This is a genomic window from Bradyrhizobium monzae, from assembly GCF_021458635.1.
Taxonomy (GTDB): Bacteria; Pseudomonadota; Alphaproteobacteria; order Rhizobiales; family Xanthobacteraceae; genus Bradyrhizobium.
This window is the reverse complement of sequence record NZ_JAIRDQ010000010.1, coordinates 118,903-142,500: the sequence shown is the minus strand read 5'-3', so window position 1 is coordinate 142,500 and position 23,598 is coordinate 118,903. Positions and strand designations below refer to the sequence as shown.

Annotated in this window: 21 protein-coding genes (1 of these 21 only partly in view); 11 read left to right on the top strand and 10 right to left on the bottom strand. The window is 61.9% G+C overall.

The window, feature by feature from the left end; translation table 11 throughout:
* Positions 1-167, top strand: partial view of a hypothetical protein gene (locus K3F49_RS30005; protein WP_234684505.1) — the 3' portion only. The gene continues 424 nt to the left of window position 1, outside the view; 167 of the gene's 591 nt are visible here — the last part of the coding sequence; the start codon falls outside the window, past its left edge; it ends in the stop codon at positions 165-167.
* A gap of 191 nt (positions 168-358) precedes the next feature.
* Here the strand turns inward: K3F49_RS30005 and K3F49_RS30000 are convergent, their stop codons facing one another.
* The gene (locus K3F49_RS30000) at positions 359-1,450 is read right to left on the bottom strand and encodes a TRAP transporter substrate-binding protein (RefSeq protein ID WP_234684504.1); all 1,092 of its coding nucleotides are present in this window, start codon (positions 1,448-1,450) and stop codon (positions 359-361) included.
* Between the two features lie 289 nt (positions 1,451-1,739).
* Between K3F49_RS30000 and K3F49_RS29995 the strand changes: the two genes are divergently transcribed.
* Together K3F49_RS29995 and K3F49_RS29990 are read left to right on the top strand one after the other, a co-directional pair.
* Positions 1,740-2,825, top strand: coding sequence for an SDR family oxidoreductase (locus K3F49_RS29995; RefSeq protein ID WP_234684503.1), 1,086 nt, complete (start codon positions 1,740-1,742; stop codon positions 2,823-2,825).
* 119 nt (positions 2,826-2,944) lie between these two features.
* Complete coding sequence (locus tag K3F49_RS29990) at positions 2,945-4,669, top strand: sulfatase-like hydrolase/transferase (protein ID WP_234684502.1); 1,725 nt, start codon at positions 2,945-2,947, stop codon at positions 4,667-4,669.
* Positions 4,670-4,729: 60 nt separating this feature from the next.
* Here K3F49_RS29990 and K3F49_RS29985 read toward each other — a convergent pair whose 3' ends face one another.
* Positions 4,730-5,305: a hypothetical protein gene (locus K3F49_RS29985; protein ID WP_234684501.1), complete on the bottom strand. Its 576-nt coding sequence runs from the start codon at positions 5,303-5,305 to the stop codon at positions 4,730-4,732.
* A gap of 222 nt (positions 5,306-5,527) precedes the next feature.
* Here K3F49_RS29985 and K3F49_RS29980 point away from each other — a divergent pair, with 222 nt between their 5' ends.
* Positions 5,528-6,505 (top strand): ABC transporter substrate-binding protein, encoded by a 978-nt coding sequence (locus tag K3F49_RS29980; protein WP_234684500.1) that lies wholly within the window; start codon positions 5,528-5,530, stop codon positions 6,503-6,505.
* 437 nt (positions 6,506-6,942) lie between these two features.
* A complete protein-coding gene (locus K3F49_RS29975) occupies positions 6,943-8,613 on the top strand; it encodes an arylsulfatase (RefSeq protein WP_234684499.1) in 1,671 nt (556 codons plus the stop codon).
* Positions 8,614-8,930: 317 nt separating this feature from the next.
* Here the strand turns inward: K3F49_RS29975 and K3F49_RS29970 are convergent, their stop codons facing one another.
* Positions 8,931-10,151: an ABC transporter substrate binding protein gene (locus tag K3F49_RS29970; RefSeq protein WP_234684498.1), complete on the bottom strand. Its 1,221-nt coding sequence runs from the start codon at positions 10,149-10,151 to the stop codon at positions 8,931-8,933.
* 168 nt (positions 10,152-10,319) lie between these two features.
* Between K3F49_RS29970 and K3F49_RS29965 the strand changes: the two genes are divergently transcribed.
* Positions 10,320-10,535: a DUF1127 domain-containing protein gene (locus tag K3F49_RS29965; RefSeq protein WP_234684497.1), complete on the top strand. Its 216-nt coding sequence runs from the start codon at positions 10,320-10,322 to the stop codon at positions 10,533-10,535.
* 205 nt (positions 10,536-10,740) lie between these two features.
* Here the strand turns inward: K3F49_RS29965 and K3F49_RS29960 are convergent, their stop codons facing one another.
* The 5 genes from K3F49_RS29960 to K3F49_RS29940 all read right to left on the bottom strand — a co-directional run bounded on the left by K3F49_RS29960 (position 10,741) and on the right by K3F49_RS29940 (position 15,628).
* Positions 10,741-12,048: an NAD(P)H-dependent oxidoreductase gene (locus K3F49_RS29960; RefSeq protein ID WP_234684496.1), complete on the bottom strand. Its 1,308-nt coding sequence runs from the start codon at positions 12,046-12,048 to the stop codon at positions 10,741-10,743.
* Positions 12,049-12,168: 120 nt separating this feature from the next.
* Entirely contained in the window at positions 12,169-12,969 is an 801-nt protein-coding gene (locus K3F49_RS29955) for a phytanoyl-CoA dioxygenase family protein (RefSeq protein WP_234684495.1), read from the bottom strand.
* Positions 12,970-13,152: 183 nt separating this feature from the next.
* The gene (locus K3F49_RS29950) at positions 13,153-13,830 is read right to left on the bottom strand and encodes a GntR family transcriptional regulator (protein WP_234684494.1); all 678 of its coding nucleotides are present in this window, start codon (positions 13,828-13,830) and stop codon (positions 13,153-13,155) included.
* A 164-nt stretch (positions 13,831-13,994) separates the two neighbouring features.
* Entirely contained in the window at positions 13,995-14,807 is an 813-nt protein-coding gene (locus tag K3F49_RS29945; RefSeq protein ID WP_234684493.1) for an alpha/beta fold hydrolase, read from the bottom strand.
* Between the two features lie 2 nt (positions 14,808-14,809).
* The gene (locus K3F49_RS29940) at positions 14,810-15,628 is read right to left on the bottom strand and encodes an alpha/beta fold hydrolase (protein ID WP_234684492.1); all 819 of its coding nucleotides are present in this window, start codon (positions 15,626-15,628) and stop codon (positions 14,810-14,812) included.
* Between the two features lie 156 nt (positions 15,629-15,784).
* On the opposite strand from K3F49_RS29940, the gene K3F49_RS29935 reads away from it, so the two are divergent.
* Complete coding sequence (locus K3F49_RS29935) at positions 15,785-16,327, top strand: methylated-DNA--[protein]-cysteine S-methyltransferase (RefSeq protein WP_234684491.1); 543 nt, start codon at positions 15,785-15,787, stop codon at positions 16,325-16,327.
* Here K3F49_RS29935 and K3F49_RS29930 read toward each other — a convergent pair.
* Together K3F49_RS29930 and K3F49_RS29925 are read right to left on the bottom strand one after the other, a co-directional pair.
* Positions 16,324-17,868: an acyl-CoA synthetase gene (locus tag K3F49_RS29930; RefSeq protein ID WP_234684490.1), complete on the bottom strand. Its 1,545-nt coding sequence runs from the start codon at positions 17,866-17,868 to the stop codon at positions 16,324-16,326. The genes K3F49_RS29935 and K3F49_RS29930 overlap by 4 nt on opposite strands.
* Positions 17,869-17,971: 103 nt before the next feature.
* Complete coding sequence (locus K3F49_RS29925; RefSeq protein ID WP_234684489.1) at positions 17,972-19,144, bottom strand: acetyl-CoA C-acetyltransferase; 1,173 nt, start codon at positions 19,142-19,144, stop codon at positions 17,972-17,974.
* Positions 19,145-19,354: 210 nt separating this feature from the next.
* Here K3F49_RS29925 and K3F49_RS29920 point away from each other — a divergent pair, with 210 nt between their 5' ends.
* The 4 genes from K3F49_RS29920 to K3F49_RS29905 all read left to right on the top strand — a co-directional run bounded on the left by K3F49_RS29920 (position 19,355) and on the right by K3F49_RS29905 (position 23,564).
* The gene (locus K3F49_RS29920; RefSeq protein WP_234684648.1) at positions 19,355-19,957 is read left to right on the top strand and encodes a TetR family transcriptional regulator; all 603 of its coding nucleotides are present in this window, start codon (positions 19,355-19,357) and stop codon (positions 19,955-19,957) included.
* 55 nt (positions 19,958-20,012) lie between these two features.
* Positions 20,013-20,771, top strand: a complete 759-nt coding sequence (locus K3F49_RS29915) for an SDR family NAD(P)-dependent oxidoreductase (RefSeq protein ID WP_212327383.1) — start codon at positions 20,013-20,015, stop codon at positions 20,769-20,771.
* A gap of 70 nt (positions 20,772-20,841) precedes the next feature.
* Complete coding sequence (locus tag K3F49_RS29910; RefSeq protein WP_234684488.1) at positions 20,842-21,648, top strand: enoyl-CoA hydratase/isomerase family protein; 807 nt, start codon at positions 20,842-20,844, stop codon at positions 21,646-21,648.
* 44 nt (positions 21,649-21,692) lie between these two features.
* Positions 21,693-23,564, top strand: a complete 1,872-nt coding sequence (locus tag K3F49_RS29905) for an AMP-binding protein (RefSeq protein ID WP_234684487.1) — start codon at positions 21,693-21,695, stop codon at positions 23,562-23,564.
* Positions 23,565-23,598: the final 34 nt, after the last annotated feature.

The window sequence follows — 23,598 nt, the reverse complement described above, 5'->3', positions numbered from 1 at the left end:
TCGAGGCCGACAAGAAGATGCCGGCCAAGGACAAGAAGGAAGCCCTCGACGAGCTCAACCAGGCCCTGAAGACCCCGGCGCCCGCGATCGAGAACAAGGCCAACATCGATCTCGTCGGCAAGTACTACGACAAGCTGGTCGCAGCGTTGGGGGATGATCAGAATTAAACGAGCGCAACTCTCGTATGGTGGGCCAAGGCGCAACGCGCCGTGCCCACCATCCTTCCGCGCATCACAATCGATATTCGTGGGCACGCTGCGCTTTGCCCACCCTACGAGACCTTTATCGCGATACAACAAAAGCCCCGAGACATCTCCGGGGCTTTCGTCGTTTCCGCCCTTCCTTGCCGATCAGCGTGTCACGTCTTGGTGCGCATCCGCGCCATGAAGCTGTCGTAGCTAAGCTCGGCCACCTGCGTCCAGGGCAGCGAGTCGTTCTTGAACGCCATCATGCTCGCATGCAGCTTGCCGAAATGCGGGTTGGTCTTGGAAAGATCCGCGTAGATCTCGTTGGCCGTGTTGTAGCAGGCCTCCAGCACCTCCTGCGGAAAGCCCTTGAGGATCGCGCCGTTGACGATCAGCCGCTTCAGCGCCGGAGCATTCACCGCATCGTACTTGCCGGTGATCCAGGTGAAGGTGTCGCGTGACGCCGAGTCGACCGCCGCCTGATAGTTCTTGGGCAGCGCGTTCCACTTCTCGATGTTGATGATGTTGTGGCCCTGGCTCGTGCCTTCCCACCAGCCGGGATAGTAGTAATACTTCGCGACCTTGGCGAAGCCGAGCTTCTCGTCGTCATAGGGGCCGACCCATTCGGCCGCGTCGATCGTGCCCTTCTCCAGCGCCGGATAGATGTCGCCGCCGGCGAGTTGCTGCGGCACGCAGCCGAGCTTGGCGAGGATGGTGCCGGCAAAGCCGCCGATGCGCATCTTCAGGCCCTTGAGATCCTCGGTGCTCTTGATCTCCTTCCTGAACCAGCCGCCCATCTGCGCGCCGGTCGAGCCGGTCGGAATGCCGTAGACGTTGTGCTCCTTCAAGAGGTCGTTGACGAGGTCCTGTCCGCCGCCCCACAGCAGCCATGAAATCTGCTGGCGCGTGTTCAGTCCGAACGGAAGCGCCGTTGCAAACGTGAAGGCGGGATTCTTGCCCCAATAATAATAGAGCGCGGTGTTGCCGATCTCGACGGTGCCGTTCGACACGGCGTCGAGCACCTGGAGGCCCGGAACGATCTCGCCGGCCGCAAAGGGCTGGATCTGGAATTTGTTGTCGGTGATGTCGGCGACTTTCTTGCAGAAATATTCGCAGCCGCCATAGAGCGTATCGAGCGCTTTCGGCCAGCTCGTGGCGTAACGCCACCTGACCTCGGGCGAACCTTGCGCGATCGCGGGCGCCGCGACCGCTGTGCTCGCAGCCAGGCCGACGCCCGTGACTTTCAGGAATTCACGACGTTTCATGCGTACCCTCCGTGATGCCGATGCTTCGACCAGGGAACGATCTTGTTGTCGTTTTTTTTCGCCGAGCCCGACGTTGTTTTGAGACTTTGTGAGCGCTTCCGAACTGGCCCCCGAGGAGCTCTTGTTGTTGGAATTCCGATCCATTGCGGGTTCCGTTAGCGAGGATGACCGGCTGCCTTACGGGAATCAAGCCTGCTGCCGCCCTCGCAGTTGCGAACGCTGGGCAGACGCAAGTCGGTCGGCCCGGCGATCTGCTACCCAATTGGTCAAAAAGAACGGGAGAACGCGCATGTCAGGCAAGAAGGTCGTGGTCGCCGGCGCAACAGGCCTCGTCGGCAATGCCGCCTTGCGACACTTCGGCACATCCGCCCCCTGCGAGGTCATCGCGCTGTCGCGACGAAAGCCGCGCGATCTCCACGGTTCGCGTCACGTGTCCGTCGATCTGACCAGCGAAGCCGATTGCCGCCGCGCCGCGGCCGAGCTGCGAGGAGCCACCCATCTCATCTATGCCGCGCTCTACGAGGCGCCGCAGCTCGTCGAGGGCTGGCGCGATCCGCAGCAGATCCGGACCAACGATCTGATGCTGCGCAATCTGATGGGCGCGCTCGAGCCGGTCGCGCCTGATCTCAAGCACGTCGCGCTGTTGCAGGGCACCAAGGCCTATGGCGTTCACGTGTGTCCCCTGACGGTGCCGGCCCGCGAAGGACGCTCGGAAATGTACGAGCAACCCAACTTCTATTGGGCCCAGGAAAACTTTTTGCGCGAGCTCCAGGTCGGCAAAGCCTGGCACTGGAGCATTTTGCGCCCCGTCCTGATCGTCGGTCTCGCCATGGGCGGTGCCATGGACCTGATCCCGCCGCTCGGTGTCTACGCTGCGATGCTCCGCGAGCAGGGCCGTCCGCTCGATTTTCCCGGCGGCGCGGCGCGGGTGTCGCAGGCCGTCGATGTCGATCTCCTCGCGCGGGCGATCGCCTGGTCCGGCGAGGCCAGGGCGGCGCAGAACGAAGCCTTCAACGTGACCAACGGCGACGTCTTCACCTGGGAAAACATCTGGCCCGCAGTTGCGGATGCGCTGGAGATGAAGCCCGGCAAGCCGGTGCCGCTCTCGCTCGCCAAGGAATATCCAAACTGGATCGATGCCTGGGACCGGCTGCGGAGCCGGCACGGCCTCGCTTCGCCGAGCCTCGACGAGTTCGTCGGCCTCTCGTTCCAGTATGCGGATTACAGCATGCGTTACGGCCAGACCGAATCCGGCCCGCCCTCGATCGTCTCGACCATAAAAATCAACCGCGCCGGCTTCACCGAGATGATGGATACCGAGGACATGTTCCGGAAGTGGTTCAGGCAGGCGAGGGAAGAACGGCTGTTGCCTTGAAGCGTGGAATTCAGGGCGGTCGCCTCCAGGAAACCGCACGCATGGCATCGCTGAAATGATGTGAACGGGAGCGTATCTTGTTGCGGTGCGGTATCGGTTGACGCCGGTGCCGGCCTACGATGCTCGGGCAGTCCGAGGCCCAAATTGAAAAATTTCAATGCTCGGGGCATTTTGATCCGATGACTTCGATTTTGATTCTTGTGGCGGCCATCGCCGCAATTGCGCTGATGGAACGGAGCGTTGAACATCTGCCGTTTGCGGTCGCAGCGCTTCTCTTCAACGCTGCTCTGCTGCTGGTGTTTCTTGCCGATGTCGAGAGAGCGGTCCTGCTGTCCGGCATGCTGGCGATGGCAGTCGCCGGCATCTCGATCGTTAAATTCAATCACAGCGCGCTCAAGCTGACCGTTTCCGATTTGCCTCTGGCGTTTGCGGGTACAGTCCCGTTCTTCGTGCTGCAATATCCACGCATGATGCTGGGTGTTCTGGCAGGAGGCGCGCTATTCGCCTTTGCTTCGAGCGCGGTTCTGCTCTACGCGGCTGGATCGCCCATTTCTATCGCGTTTCGAACTCTTTTATTCCTCCTGGCGCTCGTTGGCTTCGCAATGGCTTCCGCGTCGAGGGGCGCCAGCCTTTTGCGGCTGACTCTGACGCAAGGGCGATGCTTCTACGCGACCTTCATGGCCTCGCTGGGTGACCCCGCTTGCTGGCGGCAGTTCGGCGGGTTGGCCCTGAGCGATATCGCCAACGAACCACTGCCATTGCGGGAGGCCACGCCTGCGCGTTCCGCCTGTTCTCCAGACATTATCGTCATCCAGCACGAGTCTGTCTTCGACCCGCGCATTTTCGGGCTGCCGGTCGAGCCAGTCGTCGAAGCCTTCCTGTCCCCGGCGGATGGGGAATTTGGGCGCCTGAACGTCGACATCTTTGGCGGAGGTTCGTGGCAATCCGAATTCAGCCTGCTCACCGGTCTTTCAAGTGCCAGCTTCGGCTCGAGCGCCTACTACCTCTTCAAGAAGGGCGCCGGCCGTTTTCACAGCAGCTTGCCACGTTCGTTGGCGTCGCTCGGCTACAAGACCACACTCATATCCAGCTGTCGCCGCGGGTTTCTCAGTTACGACAAATTCTACGGCTCAATCGGCATCGACGAGCGCATCTTCGTCGACGAGCTTCCGCCACCGTTCGATGTCCGACGTTTCGAGGCGACAAATTCCGATGCGATGTTCCTGGATGCGGTCATCGATGCGCATACCAGGAGGATCGCCAACGACCCGACACCGAGGTTTCTTTATGCGCTCACCAACTTCAATCACGGTCCGCATCATCGGCAGCTTGTGCCATCAGGTCAATTTGAGAGGGAGCGTGCCTTTGCCATGGCGAGCTTCCCCGATGCTGGGTACGCCGAGTACTACACCCGACTGGCAGAGACCGCGTCTGCCTGGCAAAGGCTCAGAGCCCAGCTGGCCAGCAGCTTCCCTGGACGGCCTGTTCTCATCGTGCACTACGGGGACCATCAACCCGTGTTGACGAAGCAGATCGATCGACAGCTGAAAGGCCCGGGAGATGGCCGGCGCCCGTTTCGAACATTCTATGCGATCGAAGCCTTGAATATCCCCCACCTCAGCCCCGGGAGAGGCGCCGACCTCGATATCGCCTTTCTCGGAACTGTCGCCTTGCAGCGGGCGGGTATTGCGCTTGACCCGATATTCGCGACGCGCGCGAGCCTTCTTGACGATTGCGGAGCAGCCTACTTCGCGTCAGCGTCCGAACGGAAACGTCGCTTCCATCGCACGCTCGTGGATCTGGGCCTGATAGACCTGATGCCAAACGCCAGGCAATCTCGCTAGCTCGTCGCGCCCCTGCTGCGACACTCCTCCCCGAGCAGGAGCGTAGCCATTTGCACCAACTTATTTCGTAACCGGCAAGGCATCGACTGGTGCACCGCCCGATGGCGTCCAGCGTACACGGCCATCGCTGGCCGCCAGGTCGAGGCCGCCCGCGGAGCCGTAAAGGACCAGATGTCCGGAGCCGGCCTTGTCGATGGCAAACACGCTGCGCGGTAGCTTGTCGGCGTTGGACATTGTGAGCGACGGGTCGAACTTGTCGTTCAGCGATAACGTTGCGCGGGAGACTTCCTGTGCGTCCATCAGTGACACTGAGGGGCCGCTGGTGCCGACCGACGCCATCAGGCGAATTTTCTTGTTGGCGTCGAGGAACACGATGCTGGGCGAGCCATCTTTGCCGGCGCCCAATTGGGCGACGATGTCGCCCCTCGCGCTCCGCACCGCAAAGGATTCGGCATTGACGGATTTCGCGCTGATGACTGTGGGTTTGTCCAACTGCATGAAAAGCGCAACGGCGGCGAGGGCTGCGAGCCCCGGAATCGCAAATCGAAGTGCCTTCACCTGTTTTTCGGTGCGCTCAAGGCGCGAGGTCAGGCGCGCGATGGTTTGTTGCGGCTGATCTTGGGGCGCGTCGATCATAGGTGTCCTCCCGTTGGGCTCACAAACCTGCTGAAGTCACGTACGGTCCGGTATGGGGCCAGCTATCTCTGTGACCTGTATCACCGTGCGGTACGGTGGTTTGAACGAAATTTGAGTTCGCTCCCATGTCGGCTTGTGGCCCCAAGGCCGAACTGGGACCGCTCTTGCGAAACTGTCCGGTTTGTACAAAATCGACCGATCGCTGGATCGGAGGTCTCTTGAATGTTGCGGCGCAACTTCGTGAAGGCCATTGCTTGCAGCCCATTGGCTTGGCCGCTCATCGTGCGGGCGGAGCAAATGCGAAACACGCCTTGGCGCATCGCACATGTGTATCCAGGGAAATACGACAATCCCTCGGACTTGGCTTTATATGATGTCTTTCGCGGACAACTGCGTAAGTTGGGCTATGCCGAAGGAAAAAACCTCATCATTGATCAGCGAAGCGCCGAAGGAAAGGTGGAGCGCTTACCTTCCTTCTATGAAGAACTAATTGCTCTTCGTCCGGACGTCATCGTCGCAATTACGACGCCTGCCATAGCTGCGGCACAGAAGGCGACATCCTCCATCCCCATTGTCATGGCACCAGCAACCGATCCAATTGGCTCCGGCTTTATCAAGAGCTATGCGCGGCCTGGCGGCAACATCACCGGCATGGCCAATATGAACGGCGACGCGCTGGGGAAGGCTATCGAGTTACTTCACGATATTCTGCCGTCCGCGAAGCGGATTGCTGTGCTGTTGTCCAATAATCCAACTCATCCACAACAGTACGAACTGGCCGAAGCTGCAATAAATCGCCTGAACCTGACTGCCGTTCGAGTTGTGGCGCCGACGCCCAACGATTTGGAGCAAGCGTTTGAGGTCATGAAAACGGAAAGCAGCGACGCTCTGTTTGTGCTTGCCGATGTAACGCGTCCAACTATTGTCGCGTTAGCAGCAAAGTCGCGAATTCCAACGATTTATCAGACTGCCGTCTACGCCCCCATGGGTGGGCTGGCGAGCTACAGTCCTGCCTTGGACGCGATATATCAGAAGGTCGCTCAATACTGCGACCGGATATTCAGGGGAGCTGATCCCGCCGAACTACCCGTCGAACAGCCTGTGGTTTTTGAACTCGCGCTCAACCTCAAGACGGCAACCACATTCGGCATAACATTTCCGGACAGCCTTATCGCGCGGGCCGATAAAATTATCGAGTGACTTCGGCTCCTGGCCCCTCAGCGAAGTAGCAGCGCACTTCGTTGAGGTCCGCTTATTGGGGCACGGCGGACTAGATCTGCTCAGGTTGAGGTCTTCGCATTTTGACCCGAAGCGGACTCAGGCCGGAGACTTTGGGACGAGCCATCTGTATTCGAGGCGCGCATCAACGTCAGTGTCACTGACGTAACCATGGATACCTAGTTACAGCTGCAGTCTTCATTGATTTGGGTCAAGAGCCGCAACTCTCGCGAATTGGAAGTTGCTTTCGGTGCGTCAGGCAAGAAGCGTGACAGGCACTGTAACCCCGGAGAGTGAAACCCATGTTTGATTGCATTCTCAAGAACGAGCCCCGAGCTAGAGCGAGCGTGGCGCCTGGGAAGACGGCAAGTTGGAAGCGAGCGACCGCTACGTTCCTCGGCGCGACGACGCTTGTATCATTGTCATTGGCCGGGCTGATAAGCACGCCCGCTGCCGCACAACAGCAGAAGCCCAACATCCTCTTCATCATGGGTGACGACATCGGCTGGATGCAGCCAAGCATCTATCATCGCGGCCTCATGGTCGGCGAGACGCCGAACATCGATCGTATCGGCAATGAAGGCGCGATGTTCACCGACTATTACGCCGAGCAGAGCTGCACGGCTGGGCGTACGGCCTTCATCACCGGCATGCAGCCGGTCCGCGTCGGTATGACCTTGCCGGAAATTCCCGGCAGTCCATCCTATCTGCGGGCCGGCACGCCCCACCTTGCCAAGTTCCTTTACGATCTCGGTTACAGCACCGGCGAGTTCGGTAAGAACCACATGGGCGACACCACCGAGTCGCTCCCGACCGCGCACGGCTTCCAGGAATACTGGGGCTATCTCTATCACCTCGATGCGATGCAGGGGGTGAGCTTCCCCGACATCAACAAGTCGCCGACGCAGCAAGCTATCGCGCCGCCTTGCAAGAACACGCCGATCCCCGGTGTTGCGGAGGTGCCCGGCGCGGTGGATCCCAAGACCACGGTCTGCCTAACGCCCCCGCGCAACGTATTGTGGTGCAAGTCGTCGGATGGCGCGCCCGCGAACCAGTCGTGCCAGGACCAGGGCCCGCTAACCCTTGATCGATCGAAGACCGTGGACGAGGAGATCTCCGCAAAGGTCGTCGACTTCCTCGATCGCAACGACCCGAAGAAGACCAACAAGCCGTTCTTCGTCTGGTACAATCCGGCGCGTATGCACATCACGACCGTGCTGTCGGACAAGTACAACGCCATGATCGGCGAGCCCGGCGGCAAGGACTGGGGCATCAACGAGGCCGGCATGAAGCAGATGGACGACAATATCGGCGTGGTGCTGAAGAAGCTCGAAGACATCGGTCAGCTCAACAACACAATCGTCGTATTCACCACCGACAATGGTGCCGAGACCATCACCTTCCCGGACGGCGGCGTCACGCCGTTCAAGGGCGGCAAGCTGAGCACCTGGGAGGGCGGCATGCGCGCCCCGATGGTGATCCGTTGGCCGGGCGTCATCAAGCCCGGCACGATCAAGAATGAAATGTTTGCTTCGCTCGACTGGGTCCCGACCCTCGTCGAGATCGCCGGCGGACCCAAGAGCGACGGACTGAAGCAACGGATCGAAGCCGGACAGTATCCCGGCATCGTCAAGACGACTCTCGACGGCATCAACCAGATCGATTACCTGAGCGGCAAGTCCGAGACCTCGGCACGCGATCAGTTCCTGTACTATTCCAGCAAGACCCCGTCGGCGGTCCGCTACAAGAACTGGAAGATGTACTTCGCGATGGTGTCGGACTCGCCGGCAGGGTTCGTTTCCGGAGTGCAGCCCTACTCCTGGACCCAGGTGGTCAACATCAAGCGTGATCCCTTCGAGACCTCAGTTGGTACACAACAGAAGACACTGTTCGGCATGGGTGGCGCGATCGCTTCTCCGTCTACCGCCTATGTCTATGACTGGAACTTGCTGCCCATCGGCCAGCAACTGTGGCTGAGGCACCTTGAGACCTTCATCAAGTTCCCCCCGCTGCAGGACCCTGCCAGCTACAATCTGGAACAGGTCATGCAGCAGGTTAGGGAGATGAAGACCGCCGGCCGCAGCGACTAGTCGCACGCATCAGTCGCGACTTGAAAACAACGAAAGAAACGGCCGGCCTCAACGAGCCGGCCGATTCTGCCAAAGCACCAAGATGCGCTGAACGGTAAGATAGCCTTTGCAAAGGAAAATCGGGGCGGCTCTGACCGGGGCAGCGACGCCGGTTCGCTGAATGGAAGGTCAGATTGTGGTCCATCAGCGAAGTAGCAGCGCACTTCGTCGAGGTCCGCTTATTGGGGCACGACGGACTAGATCTGCTCAGGTTGAGGTCTTCGCATTTTGACCCTAAGCGGAGTGCGCCCCACATTCATTTCTCGGAAGGACGATCTCTACTCAATCACTCGATCCGCCATCAGAAGCACTTGTTCCGGGACAGTCAATCCCAATGCTTTTGCCGTCCGGAGATTGATCACGAACGCAAATTTCGTTGGCTGCTCAACCGGCAAGTCCGCTGGTTTCGCGCCTTTCAGAATGCGATCCACATAACCAGCCGCAAGTAGAAAGAGAGCTTTGAGGTCCGGTCCATAAGCCATCAATCCGCCCCGGTCTGGGTAGGTGTCGATCTGATATACCGTGGGCAGCCGATACTTCAGAGCGATTGATGGCAACGCGTCGCGCGGCGGATCTGCAAGCACATAAACGACCTCGCAATCCGCCGCTTTCATATCGGCGAACGCCTTTTCAAGGTCTTCCGGATTCGGCGCAATGAAACGCTGCACCGAAATGCCAATGGCCTCCGCTGCGTTGGTTGCAGTTTGTGCCATGGCCGGGTGCACCGGGTTGTTTGAGGTGAGTAGGCCGATTTTCTGCACTTTGGGAAACAGCAGGCGAATAATGTCCAGCGTCTTGGCTGTCAGATCGGCGAACATGTTAGCTGTGCCGGTTATGTTGCCACCGGGTCTAGTAAAACTCTTGACGAAGCCTGAGCCGACAGGATCGGTGGCTGGCGACATAACAATCGGAATTGTCGAGGTCGCCCGTTGTGCCGCTGCGATCGCAGGTGTCGCTTCGGCAATGATAACGTCTGGCTTCAGTGCGATTAGCTCCGAAACTAGACCGGGCAGCAGAGAGTAGTGACCTTTCGCCTCACGCAGATCAATGATGAGGTCGTTTCCTTCTCGGTATCCCATCGACCTGAACGCTTCTCTGAACCATCCGATTATCCGCTCGCCCGAGCCTGAGGTAACCAACCCGACGCGCCATCGCCGCAATGAATCGGCATTTGCCACAGTGGCGATAGCAATCGAACAAGCGGTCGTAAGCACCGTGCGACGCGTTATTCGACTCACGAGCCCCTCCTGATGTACGACGATCCCGTCGCCGATTGCGCTCCGAGCGACATTCAGGCGGGTGGTCAGCGCGGCATCTGAGACGATGCGTCCGTTCCAGACGGCGTTGATGAGGTCGTCTTTACTTACGACGCGCTCCCTGTTGCGGATAAGGTAATCGAGTAGGTCAAAGACCTGCGGTGCGATAGAGACCAATTCCGCCCCGCGATGCAGCTCACGCCGGTCCGTATCGAATGCGTAATCCTCGAATAGATAACGCAACTTGCCATTCCCCCTAGGTGGCCACCGGATCGTCGAGAGCGTTTCTGGCGTGGATTGATCGCAAAGAATAAGCCTGCGGTGAGGAAAATGTAAGCCGGTCGTCAAGCGCGCCAGCCCCTGCCTTGGCAGTCTCTTCAAGCCGAAACCAACGGCTCAAGAGGTGCAGCAATGAGCACGACCGAATTGGGACAGGCGATCGCATTGACATCGTATGCCTTCCGTCTCTTCAAAGCATATTGGGCCGCGCTTCAGGAAAGGCGCGAGCGCGCGAGATTACGGACGGTCCTTTACGATCTGAGCGACGGGGAGCTTCGGGATATCGGCATTTCGCGCGGCGAGATCGACTACGCCGCCTCGAACCGCTCTATCGACCCGCGGCGTTGATATGAGGTGCTGATCACGGTATCGCCAAAGAAGTGAAACGACCGTGATACGTTCTTCGGGGTTGGTTGTGTGTTGCCGGATGACCGGCCCGGATGCCTCTTCCTGGCCCATCGCTGACCTTCAACGAGGCCCGCTTCGGCACCGCTCGGGGCATAGCCGGCATCAAGCTCCGGCCGATCCGCCGCGTCCCGAGTTTACCTCGTTGCTATTTCGCGAATGCGGCTTCCATCGCCTTCCTTGTCTTGATCGTCTCGTTGTTGGCGTCGAACTCGACGTCGCTCCAGCGCACGATCTCGCCGTGGGCGACGTCGTGCTTCAGCTTGAGGCGATGGGCGAGGCCGATCGGTATCGCGCCGGTCTCGAGGCTCGCGGCCGCCGGCACCAGCTTGCCCCACACGGTGTAGCCGCCTTCGCCGTCCAGCATCTCACCGGCGCGCAAGTTGCGCTTGGCGACGGATGCGACGTCGCCGCGGAAGCCGTAGGGCTGGCCGGTCGGTTCGCCCCGCAGCGCGGCCGACAGCACCGAAATGTTCAGCTCGAGCCCGATCAGATGATAGGGCTTGTACATTGCGGCAAAGCGTCCGCTGGCATCGGTCTTCAGGCCGTATTGCTTGAAGCAATCCGCGGCGTAGTCGTTCGGCGCCTCCAGCACGACATAGACGCCCCAGCGCAGATCGCGAAACACCGGCCGGCCGTCGCGCTCGAGCGACGATACGACTTCCACCACGCCCGACCGCTCCAGCACGCCGCCGCGCGATCGCGGCCGCATGATGTGCGGCAGATCGTCGACGCCGCACGGCGGAAACAAAAGTCCCTCCGCAGGCACGTCGAGCCCGCAGGCGTTCGCAATCGCAGCCATCTCGATCGCCGACTTGGTGCCGTCGAGGAAGGAGTTGAACATCTGCGGATTCATGCCGGCCGACTGCGCTTCGCCCGCGGTGAGACCATAGTGCTGCCAGACGCCGTCCGGCGTCACGTCGTGATAGGCGGGCAGATATTTTGTGCCCTTGCCGGCGGCGACGACGTGGAAACCCGTCGCGCGGGCCCAGTCCACCATTTCGGCGGTCAGCGCCGGCTGGTCGCCATAGGCGAGCGAATAAACCACGCCCGCCTTGCGCGCTTCCTCGGCGAGCAACGGGCCGGCCAGCACGTCGGCCTCGACATTGACCATCACGATATGCTTGCCCGCCGCGATCGCCGCGCGCGCGTGCTTGATGCCGACGGCGGGATTGCCGGTCGCCTCCACCACCACGTCCATCGCCCCGCCGGCGATGGCGCGTGCGCCGTCATCGGTGAAGACGGTCGCGGCGATCCGCTCGGCGCTCCAGCCGACGGTGCGGCAGGCCTCGCGCGCGCGGTCGCGGTCGATGTCGACGATGATGGGCACCTCCAGCCCGGGCGTGTGCGGCACCTGCGCCAGAAACATCGAGCCGAATTTGCCGGCGCCGATCAGCGCGACGCGGACAGGCTTGCCGGCGGATGCGCGGGCCTGGAGGAGGCGGAAGAGGTTCATGGGGGTGTCCTTGGGTCATTCCGGGGCGCGCGAAGCGCGAGCCCGGAATCCATTTATCGCCAGCGTATGTCGTCCGATGGATTCCGGGCTCGACGCTGCGCGTCGCCCCGGAATGACAATTTACTCCGCCGCTTGCCTTGGTGCCCGCGCCAGCCGCACCAGTGCATCGTCATCCACCGTCTTGATCGGCGCGAAATCGCGGTGCGCGATGTATTCCGGCCGCGTCGGGGTGCGAATGTAGTTCGAGACCGCGTTCAGCGTCAGGTACACGATCTTGCGCGGATAGGGCGTGATGTTGCCGGCCGAGCCGTGTACGAGATTGCCGTGGAACATCAGCATGCCGCCGGGCTTGCCGGTCGGCGCGACGATGCCGCCCTGCTTGACCAGCCGCGTCACCGTGTCCTCGTCCAGCGTCCACAGCGGATAGGACGTGGTGGCGAGATCATGCGAGGCTTTGAGATCGCCGGCATTCTGGCTCTGCGGCACCAGCATCAGCGGGCCGTTGATCGGCATTACCTCGTCGAGGAAGATCGCGATGTTCATCGCGCGCGGCTCCGGCATGCCGTCGTCGCGCTTCCAGGTGCCGTAATCCTGGTGCCACTGCCAGACGTCGCCGGTGAAGGCCGATTTCGCGTTGATCTTGAACTGGTGCATGTAGACCGGCTCGCCGAACAGCTGCTCGACCGGGTCGATCATGCGCGGATGCGCGCCCAGAATACCGAAGGCCTCGTTGTAGAGATGCGCGGCAAAGGCCGTGCGTGGCGCGCCGCTCTTCTCGCGCCAGACCTCGGGCCGGTTGGCGTCATAGATGTCGACCGCCTCGCGCGCGAGGAGATCGACTTCCTCCTGGTTGAACAGTTCGGGCAGGAATAGCCAGCCCTCGCGGTGGAAGAACTCCAATTGTGCCTCGGACAGTTTCATGGGTCGTCCTCCTTGGTTTTATTGTTTGTTCTCTCTCTTTCTTTCGTCATGGCCGGGCTTGACCCGGCCATCCACGTCTTTGCTCCACATACGGAAGAACGTGGATGCCCGGGCATAGGCTAGCGGAAGCGACGCCGTTCTTCGAACGGCTATGCCCGGGCATGACGGTGGGTGCGTTTGCGGCTACGCCGCCACCTCGTCCGTCGCCCTCAATCTCTCCTCGGTCATCCGTCCCGCCGTCTGCGCATGCGCCAGCGCCGCGCGTTCGGCCGCCTTCGCGTCACCTGCGAGAATGTGGCTGGCAATGTCGGCATGCTCGGCCCAGGCGCTGCCGCGATAATCGAGCTCGGACAGCACGGTCGCCATCGAGCGGCGCATATGCGGCCATTGCGGCGTGATCGTCTCCTCGATCACGGGATTGCCGGCGAGCTGATAGATGGCGCGGTGAAATTCGACATCGAGCGCGATCAGATCAGTGAGCGTTGTCTTGCGATCGATGCCGCGTCCGGCGGCGAGTGCCGCATCGAGGCGCGCGCACCCGGCCGCGTCGGTTGCGGCACGCATCGCGGCAAGCCGGGCTGCGAGCGCGTCGATGGCACCGCGCACCTCGTAGAGCTGGCGGATGCGGGCGGGATCGAGCTGGGTGACTTCAAAGCCGCGCTTGCCGCTTTCGGCGACGAGCCCCTGCCGGTGCAGCAGGTGCAGCGCGTGCGACACCGGCTGGCGCGAAACACCGAGCTTGTCGGCGAGTTCGTTCTGCCGGATGCGCTGGCCCGGTTGCAGCGTGCGATCGGAGATCGCCTCCAGGATCCTGGCATAGACCTGGTCGATCAGGTTCGGGAGCGGGTCGAGAGGGATCACGCCGGCGGCTCCGAGAAGGGAATACGGAATTCCGTATTCGAAGCTATAACGGTAACAGAAGGCCGTCAATGCCCCCGCGTTCGGGCCCCGTAAGTCTCTGATTTTATTGAGGCGGTCTACTGTGCATGGGGTTGTTTCGCGGAAGTTGGGTCGTCGGACGTCCGCTACTCCGCCAGGAACCTGCTCACGACCTCACCGAACTCCTGCGGCGCCTGCTCGAACATCCAGTGGCCGGCATTCGGGATCACCGCCGTCTTGCTGCCCGCGATGTGCGCGGCCAGCACGCGCCACATCACCGACAGGCTGCCGGTCGTCGCGCCGCCGCCGATCAGCAGCGTCGGCGTCCTGATCGCCTGCGCATCCGCCAGCGTGTAGGGCCTGCGCTGCTCGTTGATCTGGCCGAGGAAGGTCAGCGTGTTGTCGCGCAATTGCTGCTTGGCTGCGGCAGGCACGCGCCGCCATGAGCCGTCGCCCTCGATGCCCTCGTAGAAGTTCTGCAGCGCGGCCTCGATATCGCCGGCGCGGATCATCTCGACGGAGCGTATCGTCTTGGCGGCGAGTGGCGGATGCGCGGGCGTGCCTTCGGGCGCGGGCAGGCTGGCATCGAGATCGCCGCCCGGCTCGGCCAGCACCAGCTTTCGCAACAGATCGGGCCGCGCCTGCGCGACACGAAACGCGATGTGTCCGCCGCGCGAATGTCCCATGAGGTCGACCGGGCCGGGCCTGATCTGCTCGATGAAAGCGATCGTGTCGGCGACATGCTGCGCCATCTTGTAATCGTCGCCGACGGCGTCCCAATGCTCGGGAAAGAAGTGCCGCAGGCTCACCGAGATCACCCGATGGTTCTTCGACAGCGGGCCGAGCACTGGATACCAGGTGCGGAAATCCCCAAGCGTGCCGTGCACGCAGACCAGCGGACGGCCCTCGCCGACTTCGAGATAGGCCATGTCGTAACCGTTGACGCGGAAGCTCTGCATGATCAGCTCGCCAGAAAATCCAGGACCACTTCGGAATATTTTTGCGGCGCCTGCTCGAACATCGGATGCGTCGTGTTCGGGATGATCGCCGTCTTCGAGTAGGGCACATGCGCGGCGAGGGCACGCAGCACCTTCGGCAGCAGGCCCTTGGTTCGCGCACCCAGGATGAACAATGTCGGCATCAGAATCGCCTCCGCATCCGCCTTCGAGAACGGCGGGCGGTTGTCGCGGACCTGGCCGATCAAGGTATAGGCGTTGTCGCGCAGATTCTGCTTCACCATTGCCGGCAGCCGCGGCCAGGTACCGGGTCCTTCCAGCGTGTCGACGAAGACGGCGAGGCCGGCATCGACATCGCCGTCCCTGATCTTCTCGGCCGAGGCCGTGAACCGCGCCAGCAGCGGCGAGGGGCCACCGGCATACTCGGGATCAAGGCTCGCATCGAGCTCGCCGCCGGGTTCGGCGAGGACCAGCCGCCGCAGCAGATCCGGCCTCGCTTGCGCGACGCGGAAGCAGATGTGGCCGCCGCGGGAATGACCCATCAAATCGACCGGGCCAAGGTCGAGCTTCTCGATAAAGGCGATGACGTCGCTGACATGCTGGGCGATCGAGTAGGTGTCGCCGACGCCGTCCCAGTGATCGGGGAAGAAGTGCCGCAGGCTGACAACGATCATCCGGTGCCGCTGCGTCAGCGGCCCGAGCACGCAGCCCCAGACGCGGAAGTCGGAGAGCGAGCCGTGCACGCAGACCAGCGGCGGGCCGCCTCGGTCCTCGCCCACGTCGAGATAGGGCATGTCGTATCCGTTGACGTGGAGGCTTTGCATTCTTGGCTCTCGGAAATCCTGGCTCGCGGAAAGGTGTGCGGAACTCCTGTGCAAGATTCCCGGAAACCGGGTGGATCGCAACTATTTCCAAGCCTAGATTTAGGCCGAGATCACATTGGGGGCATGCGACAAGGACGCAAGCTCAGGAACCAAGCCATGACCGACCAGCATTTCGCCCTGTTCGACACCAGGATCGGCCTCTGCGCCATCGCCTGGGGCCCGCGCGGCATCAACGGCACCCAACTGCCGATGGGCGGCGAGGAAAAGATCCGCACCCGCATCAGCCAGCGCCACGCCGACGCCAGCGAGGCCGAGCCGACCCCTGAAGTGCAGCAGGCGATCGACCGCATCGTGAAACTGCTGGCGGGCGAGCCGGATGACCTCACAGACATCCCGCTGGATCTCGACGGCGTGCCCGATTTCAACCGCGGCGTCTACGAGATCGCCCGTGCCATTCCGCCCGGCAAGACTCTGACCTATGGCGACATTGCAAAACGCCTCGGCGGCGTCCAGCTGTCGCGCGATGTCGGACAGGCGCTCGGGCATAATCCTTGCCCGATCGTCGTACCTTGCCATCGTGTGTTAGCGGCCGGCAACAAGCCCGGCGGCTTCTCGGCGAATGGCGGCGTGGTGACGAAGCTGAAGATGCTCGAGATCGAAGGCGCGCTGGTGAACCACACGCCGAGTTTGTTCGATTAGATCTTCGCCACGGCCTTCGGCCAATACCGGTCGCGCAGATGCCGCTTTACCAGCTTGCCGGTCGGCGTGCGCGGCAGCTCGGCTTCGAAATCGATCGAGCGCGGGCATTTGATCGCCGAGAGACGTGTCTTGCAGTAGGCGATCAAATCGGCCTCGAGCTCCTTGCCCGCACGCTTCATATCGTGCGGCTGCACCACCGCCTTCACCTCTTCGCCCATCTCCTCGTTCGGTACGCCGAACACGGCGACGTCGGCGATTTCAGGGTGCGCGATCAGGGCGTCCTCGGTTTCCTGCGGGTAGATGTTCACCCCGCCTGAGATGATCATGTAGGACTTGCGGTCGGTGAGAAACAGGAAGCCATCCTTGTCGAGATAGCCGACGTCGCCGAGCGTCGACCATCCCTTGGTGTTATAGGCCTTCTTCGTCTTCTCGGGGTCGTTGTGGTAGGTGAACGCAGGCGCATCGGCGAAATAGACCGTGCCGATCTCACCTGGCGGCTGCTCCTCGTCGTTTTCGTCCAGAATCTTGATCTTGCCGACCACGGCGCGGCCGACGCTGCCGCGATGCTCCAGCCATTGCTGCGAATTGCAGACGGTGACGCCGTTGCCTTCCGAGCCCGCGTAATACTCGATCAGGATCGGGCCCCACCACTCGATCATCTTTGCCTTGACATCGACCGGGCAGGGCGCGGCGGCGTGGATCGCGCCTTTCAGCGTCGAGACGTTGTACCTGGCGCGGACCTCGTCCGGCAGCTTCAGCATGCGCACGAACATGGTCGGCACGAGCTGTGACTGCGTGACCTTGTATTTCTCGACGAGCTTGAGGAAATCCTCGGCGTCGAAGTGCTCCATGATGATGGAGGTGCCACCCAGCACGATCGCCATCATGTTGAAGCGCAAGGGGGCCGCATGATAGAGCGGCGCCGGCGACAGATAGGTGCTTTCCGCATTCATGCCGCACATGGTGGCGCAGAGCACGCGAAGGAAGGCGTTCGGCTCGTCGATCTTGTTACCCTCAAAAGCCTTCTTGATGCCCTTTGGCCGGCCGGTGGTGCCCGATGAATACAGCATGTCGTAGCCGGCGACCTCGTCGGCGATCGGCGTGGTCGGCTGCGCAGCCGCTTCCTTGTCGTAGGAGCGGAAGCCGGGCAGCGGCTCGTCGACCATGTAGAATATGGCCTCGCCCGGCGCACCCTTGACCAGGTCCTTGATCTGGTCGGCGCATTTCGGCGTGGTGATCACGACTTTGGCGCCACAATCGCCGATGATGTAGTCGATCTCGTCGTGCTTCAGGTAACGGCTGATCGCGGTGTAATAAAGCCCACTGCGTTGCGCTGCCCAACAGATCTCCATGAACGCGAGGCGGTTTTCCATCAGCAACGCGATGTGGTCGCCGGCCTTCAGCCCGAGCGAGCGAAACAGGTTTGCGCCCTGGTTCGAAAGCTCGTCGAGCTCGCGATAGGTGATCGCCTCGCCGGTCCCGGCCATCTGGTAGGCAATCTTGTCAGGCGTGCTCTTCGCGTAAATGGACGGATGGGTCATGGCGCTTCCTCAAAAAAACAGGCGAGCCGTGAATGGTGACAGGGGGGCGGATGCCGCTCCCTGTCACCACTCACCACTCGCCATGCGTTCTTCGCTTTTCTTCTTACAGTCGTTCGATGATCGTGACGTTGGCCATGCCGCCGCCTTCGCACATGGTCTGCAGGCCATAGCGCTTGCCGCGCTGCTGCAGGGCGTGAACCAGCGTCGTCATCAGCTTGGTGCCGGAGCCGCCAAGGGGATGGCCGAGCGCGATGGCGCCGCCGTTGACGTTGAGCCTGCTAGCATCGGCGCCGGTGGTCTTCAGCCAGCCGGCCGGCACCGACGCGAAGGCCTCGTTGACTTCGAACAGGTCGATGTCGTCGATCTTCATGCCGGCCTTCTCCAGCGCGCGCTTGGTGGCATGCAAGGGAGCGTCGAGCATAATGACGGGGTCGCCGCCGGTCATGGTCATGTGGTGGATGCGCGCGAGCGGCTTCACGCCAAGCTGCTTGAGGCCGCGCTCGTTCACGACCATCACGCCGGAGGCGCCGTCGCAGATCTGGCTGGCGCTGGCGGCGGTGAGCTTGCCGTTCTCGGCGATCAGCTTGACGCCCTTGATGCCTTCGAGCGTGGCGTCGAAGCGGATGCCCTCGTCGATGTAATGGGTGTCCTTGCTGCCGTCGGCGCGGGTGATCTCGAGCGGCACGATCTCCTTCTTGAAGTGACCGGCCTGGGTGGCGGCGATCGCGCGTTGATGGCTGTTGTAGGAAAATTCGTCGAGATCATCTTTCGACAAGCCGTACTTCTCGGCCATCATTTCCGCGCCGGTGAACTGGCTGAATACGATGTTCGGATATTTGTGCTCGATGCCCGGGCTCTTGTAATTGCCAAAGCCGTTCTTGGCCGGCAACTGCGATGACAGGCCCATCGGCACGCGCGTCATGGATTCCACACCGGCCGCGATCACCACGTCCATCGTGCCGGACATCACGGCTTGCGCCGCGAAGTGCAGCGCCTGCTGCGAGGAGCCGCACTGGCGGTCGATCGAAGTGCCCGGCACGCTCTCCGGCAGTTTCGAGGCCATGATCGCGTTGCGCGCGACGTTGTTGGACTGCTCACCGACCTGCATCACGCAGCCCATGATCACGTCTTCGACCAGCGCAGGATCGACCTTGCTGCGATCGACCAGCTCGTCCAGCACTTTTGCCGCGAGATCGGCCGGATGCCAGCCGGCGAGGCGGCCCCCCTTGCGCCCGCCCGCGGTACGCGCAGCGGCGACGATATAAGCCTCGGCCATTTCGGTCTCTCCCATGATTGTTCTGAATTGGGTTGTCGGGGCGGATTTAATGGGCGGGATATCGTTTAGTCAATCGATCAATTAACTCTTGTGGGGAGGCGCTGCTTGGGCTTATGTGCGGCCCGCTTGAAGCGGTGAGAACAAGGGATATCCGTGACTACCAGTGTACCGAACAGGCTTCCGAGCGGAAAGAACTCCACGGCAGAGAAATTGCTCGTGGCCGCAAGCGAGCTGATGATCGAACGCTCATCCATCGAGATCTCGCTCTCCGACATCGCCCAGAAGTCGGGCGCCAACGCCGCGCTGGTCAAATATCATTTCGGCAACAAGGACGGCCTGCTGCTGGCGCTGCTCGCGCGCGACGCCGCCACCGAAATGTCCAATCTGGAATACCTGCTGGCACAGCAGATCACCTCGACCGCGAAGCTGAAGCTGCATATCGCCGGCATCATCCGCGCCTATCACCGGTTCCCCTATATGAACCGGCTGATCCACTATCTCCTGCATGAGAGCGTTGCAGGCTCCGCAGATGAAGTTTCAAAATTCTTCGTCGCGCCGCTGCTCGACTTTCATCGCCGCCTGCTCGCTGAGGGCGTTGGCCGCGGCGAGTTCCGGCAAACCGATCCGGTGCTGTTCTACACCAGCCTGATCGGCGCCTGCGATCATCTGTTCTTCGGCCGGCACGCAATGTCTCGCGCGACCGGCGTCGGTCCGGTCACCGATGACGTTTGCCGGCAATACATCAAGCACATGGAAACGCTGATCTGCGGCGGCATCCTCACGCAAGCCGAGGAAGCTACCGCGGCCGGATAATCCGGCCGAGACGTTCAAGTCTAGAGAAGAAACGCCCAAGGAAAGGTAGCCTGTCATGGAATTGAAAGACGTAGCCGTTCTCATCACCGGTGGTGGTTCGGGTCTTGGTGAAGCGACCGCGCGCGCCATGGCCGCGAAGGGCGCCAAGATCGGCGTAATCGATCAGAACAAGGACAACGCCGAGAAGGTTGCCGCCGAGGTGAAGGGCGTCGCGCTCCATGCCGACGTCACGAGTGAGGAGCAGATCAAGGCGGCGATCGCCAAGGCGGAAGCCGCGCACGGCGTTGCCCGGGTGCTGATGAACTGCGCCGGCATCGGCGGCTCGCAGCGCATCGTCGGCCGCGACGGCGTCTATCCCTTGGAGAAGTTCGCGCGCATCATCAACGTCAATCTGATCGGCACGTTCAACTGTCTGCGCCTGTTCGCCGAGCGCCTCGTCACAATCGAGCCGATCGGTGAAGAGCGCGGCGTCATCATCAACACCGCTTCGGTTGCGGCTTATGAAGGCCAGATCGGCCAGATTGCTTACTCCGCCTCAAAGGGCGGCGTTGTCGGCCTCACCCTGCCGGCCGCGCGCGACCTCGCGAGCCAGAAGATCCGCGTCAACACTATCGCGCCCGGCCTGTTCTTCACGCCGCTGCTGATGGGTCTGAACGAGGAAGCCCGCAAGAGTCTCGGCGCCCAGGTGCCGCATCCCTCGCGCCTCGGCGATGCCAAGGAATACGGCGCGCTTGCCGTGCATATGGTCGAGAACCCGATGCTCAACGGCGAGACCATCCGTCTCGACGGCGCCATTCGCATGGCGCCGCGGTAGGGCTCTGCTTACCCTCCCCTTGAGGGGGAGGGTGAAAGACCGGCGCCAGACTCGCATGAAGGACGCTCCCATGTCCCAACCGCTGCTGATCGAGCATGACGACGGCGTCGACCGGGTCACGCTCAATCGTCCTGACAGCCTCAACGCGCTCGATCCCGCGCTGATCGATGCGCTCAACGTCTATTTCCAGGGCCTGCAGCGCAACCGCGATACGCGTGTCGTGGTGCTCAGGGGCGCCGGCAAGAATTTTTGCGCCGGCCTCGACCTCAAGGCTGCGATGGCGCGCCGTGCCGGGCAGCAGGAGCCGCCTGGCGTCACCGAGTCGCTGGACTCGCAGCGCCGCATCGCCGACATCGTGATGCTGATGCGGCGCTGTCCGCAGCCGATCCTGTCGCTGGTGCAGGGCGCGGCGGCCGGCGGCGGTTTTGCCCTGGCGCTGGCCTCTGACATCCGCATCGCGACGAAGTCGGCGCGGATGAACTGTGCCTTCATCAAGCTCGGCCTTGGCGGCTGCGACATCGGCACCAGCTACTTTCTGCCGCGCCTCGTTGGTGTCTCCGTCGCTTCCGAGTTGATCCTGACAGGACGCTTTATCGGCGCCGAGCGCGCGCTCGCGGTCGGCCTCGTCTCCGAAGTCGTGGATGACGACAAGCTCGATGTGGCCGCCGAGCCCTATGTCGACGCAATGATGACGGCGTCACCGGTTGGGCTGCGCCTGTCAAAGGAGTGCCTCAACATGAGCGTCGATGCCGGATCGCTGGAGGCCGTCGTCGCGATGGAGGACCGCAACCAGGTCCTGTGCAGCCGTTCCGAGGAATTTTCGGAAGGCATCAGGGCCTTCCTTGAGAAGCGAAAGCCTGTCTATATCAAGCGCTGAACAACAAAGATCCGTAAAGGACAATAATTCCGGGAGACGCAAAAATGAGTGGAAGCGCGGCGGCGGTGATGGCGAAGCCCGCCTTTCGCAAGGTCGAGTGGCTCGCGCGCGACATCGATGTCGAGCGTCGCGCTGACGGCACGGTGGTGCTGAAGTCGCGCATTCCGCTGCAGGCCTACGAGAAGCATCTTCCGACCTCGCTCGCGAAGTGGGCGAAGGAAGCGCCGGAGCGCATCTGGCTCGCGCAGCGCGGTGGTCCCAATCGCGAGTGGCGCAAAGTGTCCTATGGCGAAGCCAAGCGCACCGTCGATGCGCTGACTCAGGCGCTGCTTGATCTCAAAATCGATGGACGCCCGGTTGCGATCCTCTCCGGCAATTCAATCGAGCATGCGCTGATGACACAGGCAGCGATGCAGGCGCGTTCACCGGCCGCGCCGGTATCGCCGGCCTACTCGCTGCTGAGCCACGATCACGTCAAGCTGAAGTACCTGTTCGACATGATCAAGCCGGCAGTAGTGATGGTGCAGGACGGCCCGACCTTTGAGAAGGCGCTCAAGGCCCTTGATCTTGCCGGCGTCACCGTCGTTCACGTCGCGCGCCCATGCGAAGATGTGAAGAGCGTCAGCTTTGGCGAGCTCGCAGCAACGCCGGTGACTGCAGATGTGGACGCGTCGATTGCAAAGATCACGCCCGACACGGTCGGCAAGCTGCTGTTCACCTCAGGTTCGACCGGGATGCCCAAGGCCGTCATCAATACGCAAGAGATGATGTGCGCCAACGCAGCGATGATGATGCAGGTGCGGCCGCGCACGCCGGGCGGTCCGCTCGCCACGGTGCTGGACTGGATGCCGTGGAATCATACCATGGGCGGCAATGCCGCATTCCACCCGGTGCTGGTAGATGGTGGCACGCTCTATATCGACGACGGCCGGCCGATGCCGGGTCAGCTCGATGAGACGATCAAAAATCTCCGTGAGATTTCGCCGACCTATTACGCCAATGTGCCGGCCGGTTACGCAGCGCTCGCGGCTGCGATGGAGAAGGACGATGCGCTGTGCCGCTCCTTCTTCAAGAACCTCTCGATCATGGCCTATGGCGGCGCGCGGCTGCCCGACGATCTCTATGACCGCATGCAGGCTCTCGCCGTGAAGACCACCGGCGAGAGCATCGTGTTCTACACCGGCTGGGGCTCGACCGAGACTGCGCCGACTTCGACCGGCACCTATTGGGACACCGAGCGCGTCGGCCTGATCGGCCTGCCGTTCCCCGGCGTCGAACTGAAGATGGTGCCGTGCGGCTCGAAATACGAACTGCGCCTGCGCGGCGTCAACGTCACGCCCGGCTACTTTGGTCAGCCGGACCTGACCAGGAAAATGTTCGACGAAGAAGGTTTTTATTGTATCGGCGATGCAGGCATTTTCGTTGACGATGCGGATCCGGTGAAGGGCATCATCTTCGCTGGCCGCGTGGTCGAGGACTTCAAGCTCACCACAGGCACCTTCGTCCATGTCGGCTCGCTCCGGACCGATGCGATCGCGGCCGCGACGCCTGTCGTGCATGATGCCTTGGTCGCGGGACAGGATCGCGCTTTCATCGGGCTCCTCGCCTGGCCGAACCTCCATGCCTGCCGCCAGCTCGTCGGCGATCCCGATCTCAGCTTCGAGGATGCGGTGAGGCATCCTGAGGTCATTGCGTGCTTCAGGCGCGGGCTCCAGGCCCATAACAAGGAGTGTGAAGGCGCCAGCAGCCGCATCATCGCCCGCGCGATGCTGATGGCCGAGCCACCCTCGATCGACGGCAACGAACTCACCGACAAGGGCTACATCAACCAGCGCGCTGGCCTGGAACGCCGCGCTGCACTGGTCGATCGGCTCTACGCGGATAAGCCGGACCAGGATGTGATCGTGCTGCGATGAATGCGCAACTCTTTCCCATTGTCATTCCGGGCTC

Excerpts from the sequence above, each read along its gene's own strand:
- K3F49_RS30000 (WP_234684504.1), bottom strand. The coding sequence starts at position 1,450 with ATGAAACGTCGTGAATTCCTGAAAGTCACGGGCGTCGGCCTGGCTGCG.
- K3F49_RS29910 (WP_234684488.1), top strand. The coding sequence starts at position 20,842 with ATGTCCCAACCGCTGCTGATCGAGCATGACGACGGCGTCGACCGGGTC.
- K3F49_RS29985 (WP_234684501.1), bottom strand. The coding sequence starts at position 5,305 with ATGATCGACGCGCCCCAAGATCAGCCGCAACAAACCATCGCGCGCCTG.
- K3F49_RS29990 (WP_234684502.1), top strand. The coding sequence starts at position 2,945 with ATGCTCGGGCAGTCCGAGGCCCAAATTGAAAAATTTCAATGCTCGGGG.
- K3F49_RS29940 (WP_234684492.1), bottom strand. The coding sequence starts at position 15,628 with ATGCAAAGCCTCCACGTCAACGGATACGACATGCCCTATCTCGACGTG.
- K3F49_RS29965 (WP_234684497.1), top strand. The coding sequence starts at position 10,320 with ATGAGCACGACCGAATTGGGACAGGCGATCGCATTGACATCGTATGCC.
- K3F49_RS29960 (WP_234684496.1), bottom strand. The coding sequence starts at position 12,048 with ATGAACCTCTTCCGCCTCCTCCAGGCCCGCGCATCCGCCGGCAAGCCT.
- K3F49_RS29995 (WP_234684503.1), top strand. The coding sequence starts at position 1,740 with ATGTCAGGCAAGAAGGTCGTGGTCGCCGGCGCAACAGGCCTCGTCGGC.
- K3F49_RS29980 (WP_234684500.1), top strand. The coding sequence starts at position 5,528 with ATGTTGCGGCGCAACTTCGTGAAGGCCATTGCTTGCAGCCCATTGGCT.
- K3F49_RS29935 (WP_234684491.1), top strand. The coding sequence starts at position 15,785 with ATGACCGACCAGCATTTCGCCCTGTTCGACACCAGGATCGGCCTCTGC.
- K3F49_RS29945 (WP_234684493.1), bottom strand. The coding sequence starts at position 14,807 with ATGCAGAGCTTCCGCGTCAACGGTTACGACATGGCCTATCTCGAAGTC.
- K3F49_RS29925 (WP_234684489.1), bottom strand. The coding sequence starts at position 19,144 with ATGGCCGAGGCTTATATCGTCGCCGCTGCGCGTACCGCGGGCGGGCGC.
- K3F49_RS29930 (WP_234684490.1), bottom strand. The coding sequence starts at position 17,868 with ATGACCCATCCGTCCATTTACGCGAAGAGCACGCCTGACAAGATTGCC.
- K3F49_RS29915 (WP_212327383.1), top strand. The coding sequence starts at position 20,013 with ATGGAATTGAAAGACGTAGCCGTTCTCATCACCGGTGGTGGTTCGGGT.
- K3F49_RS29905 (WP_234684487.1), top strand. The coding sequence starts at position 21,693 with ATGAGTGGAAGCGCGGCGGCGGTGATGGCGAAGCCCGCCTTTCGCAAG.
- K3F49_RS29955 (WP_234684495.1), bottom strand. The coding sequence starts at position 12,969 with ATGAAACTGTCCGAGGCACAATTGGAGTTCTTCCACCGCGAGGGCTGG.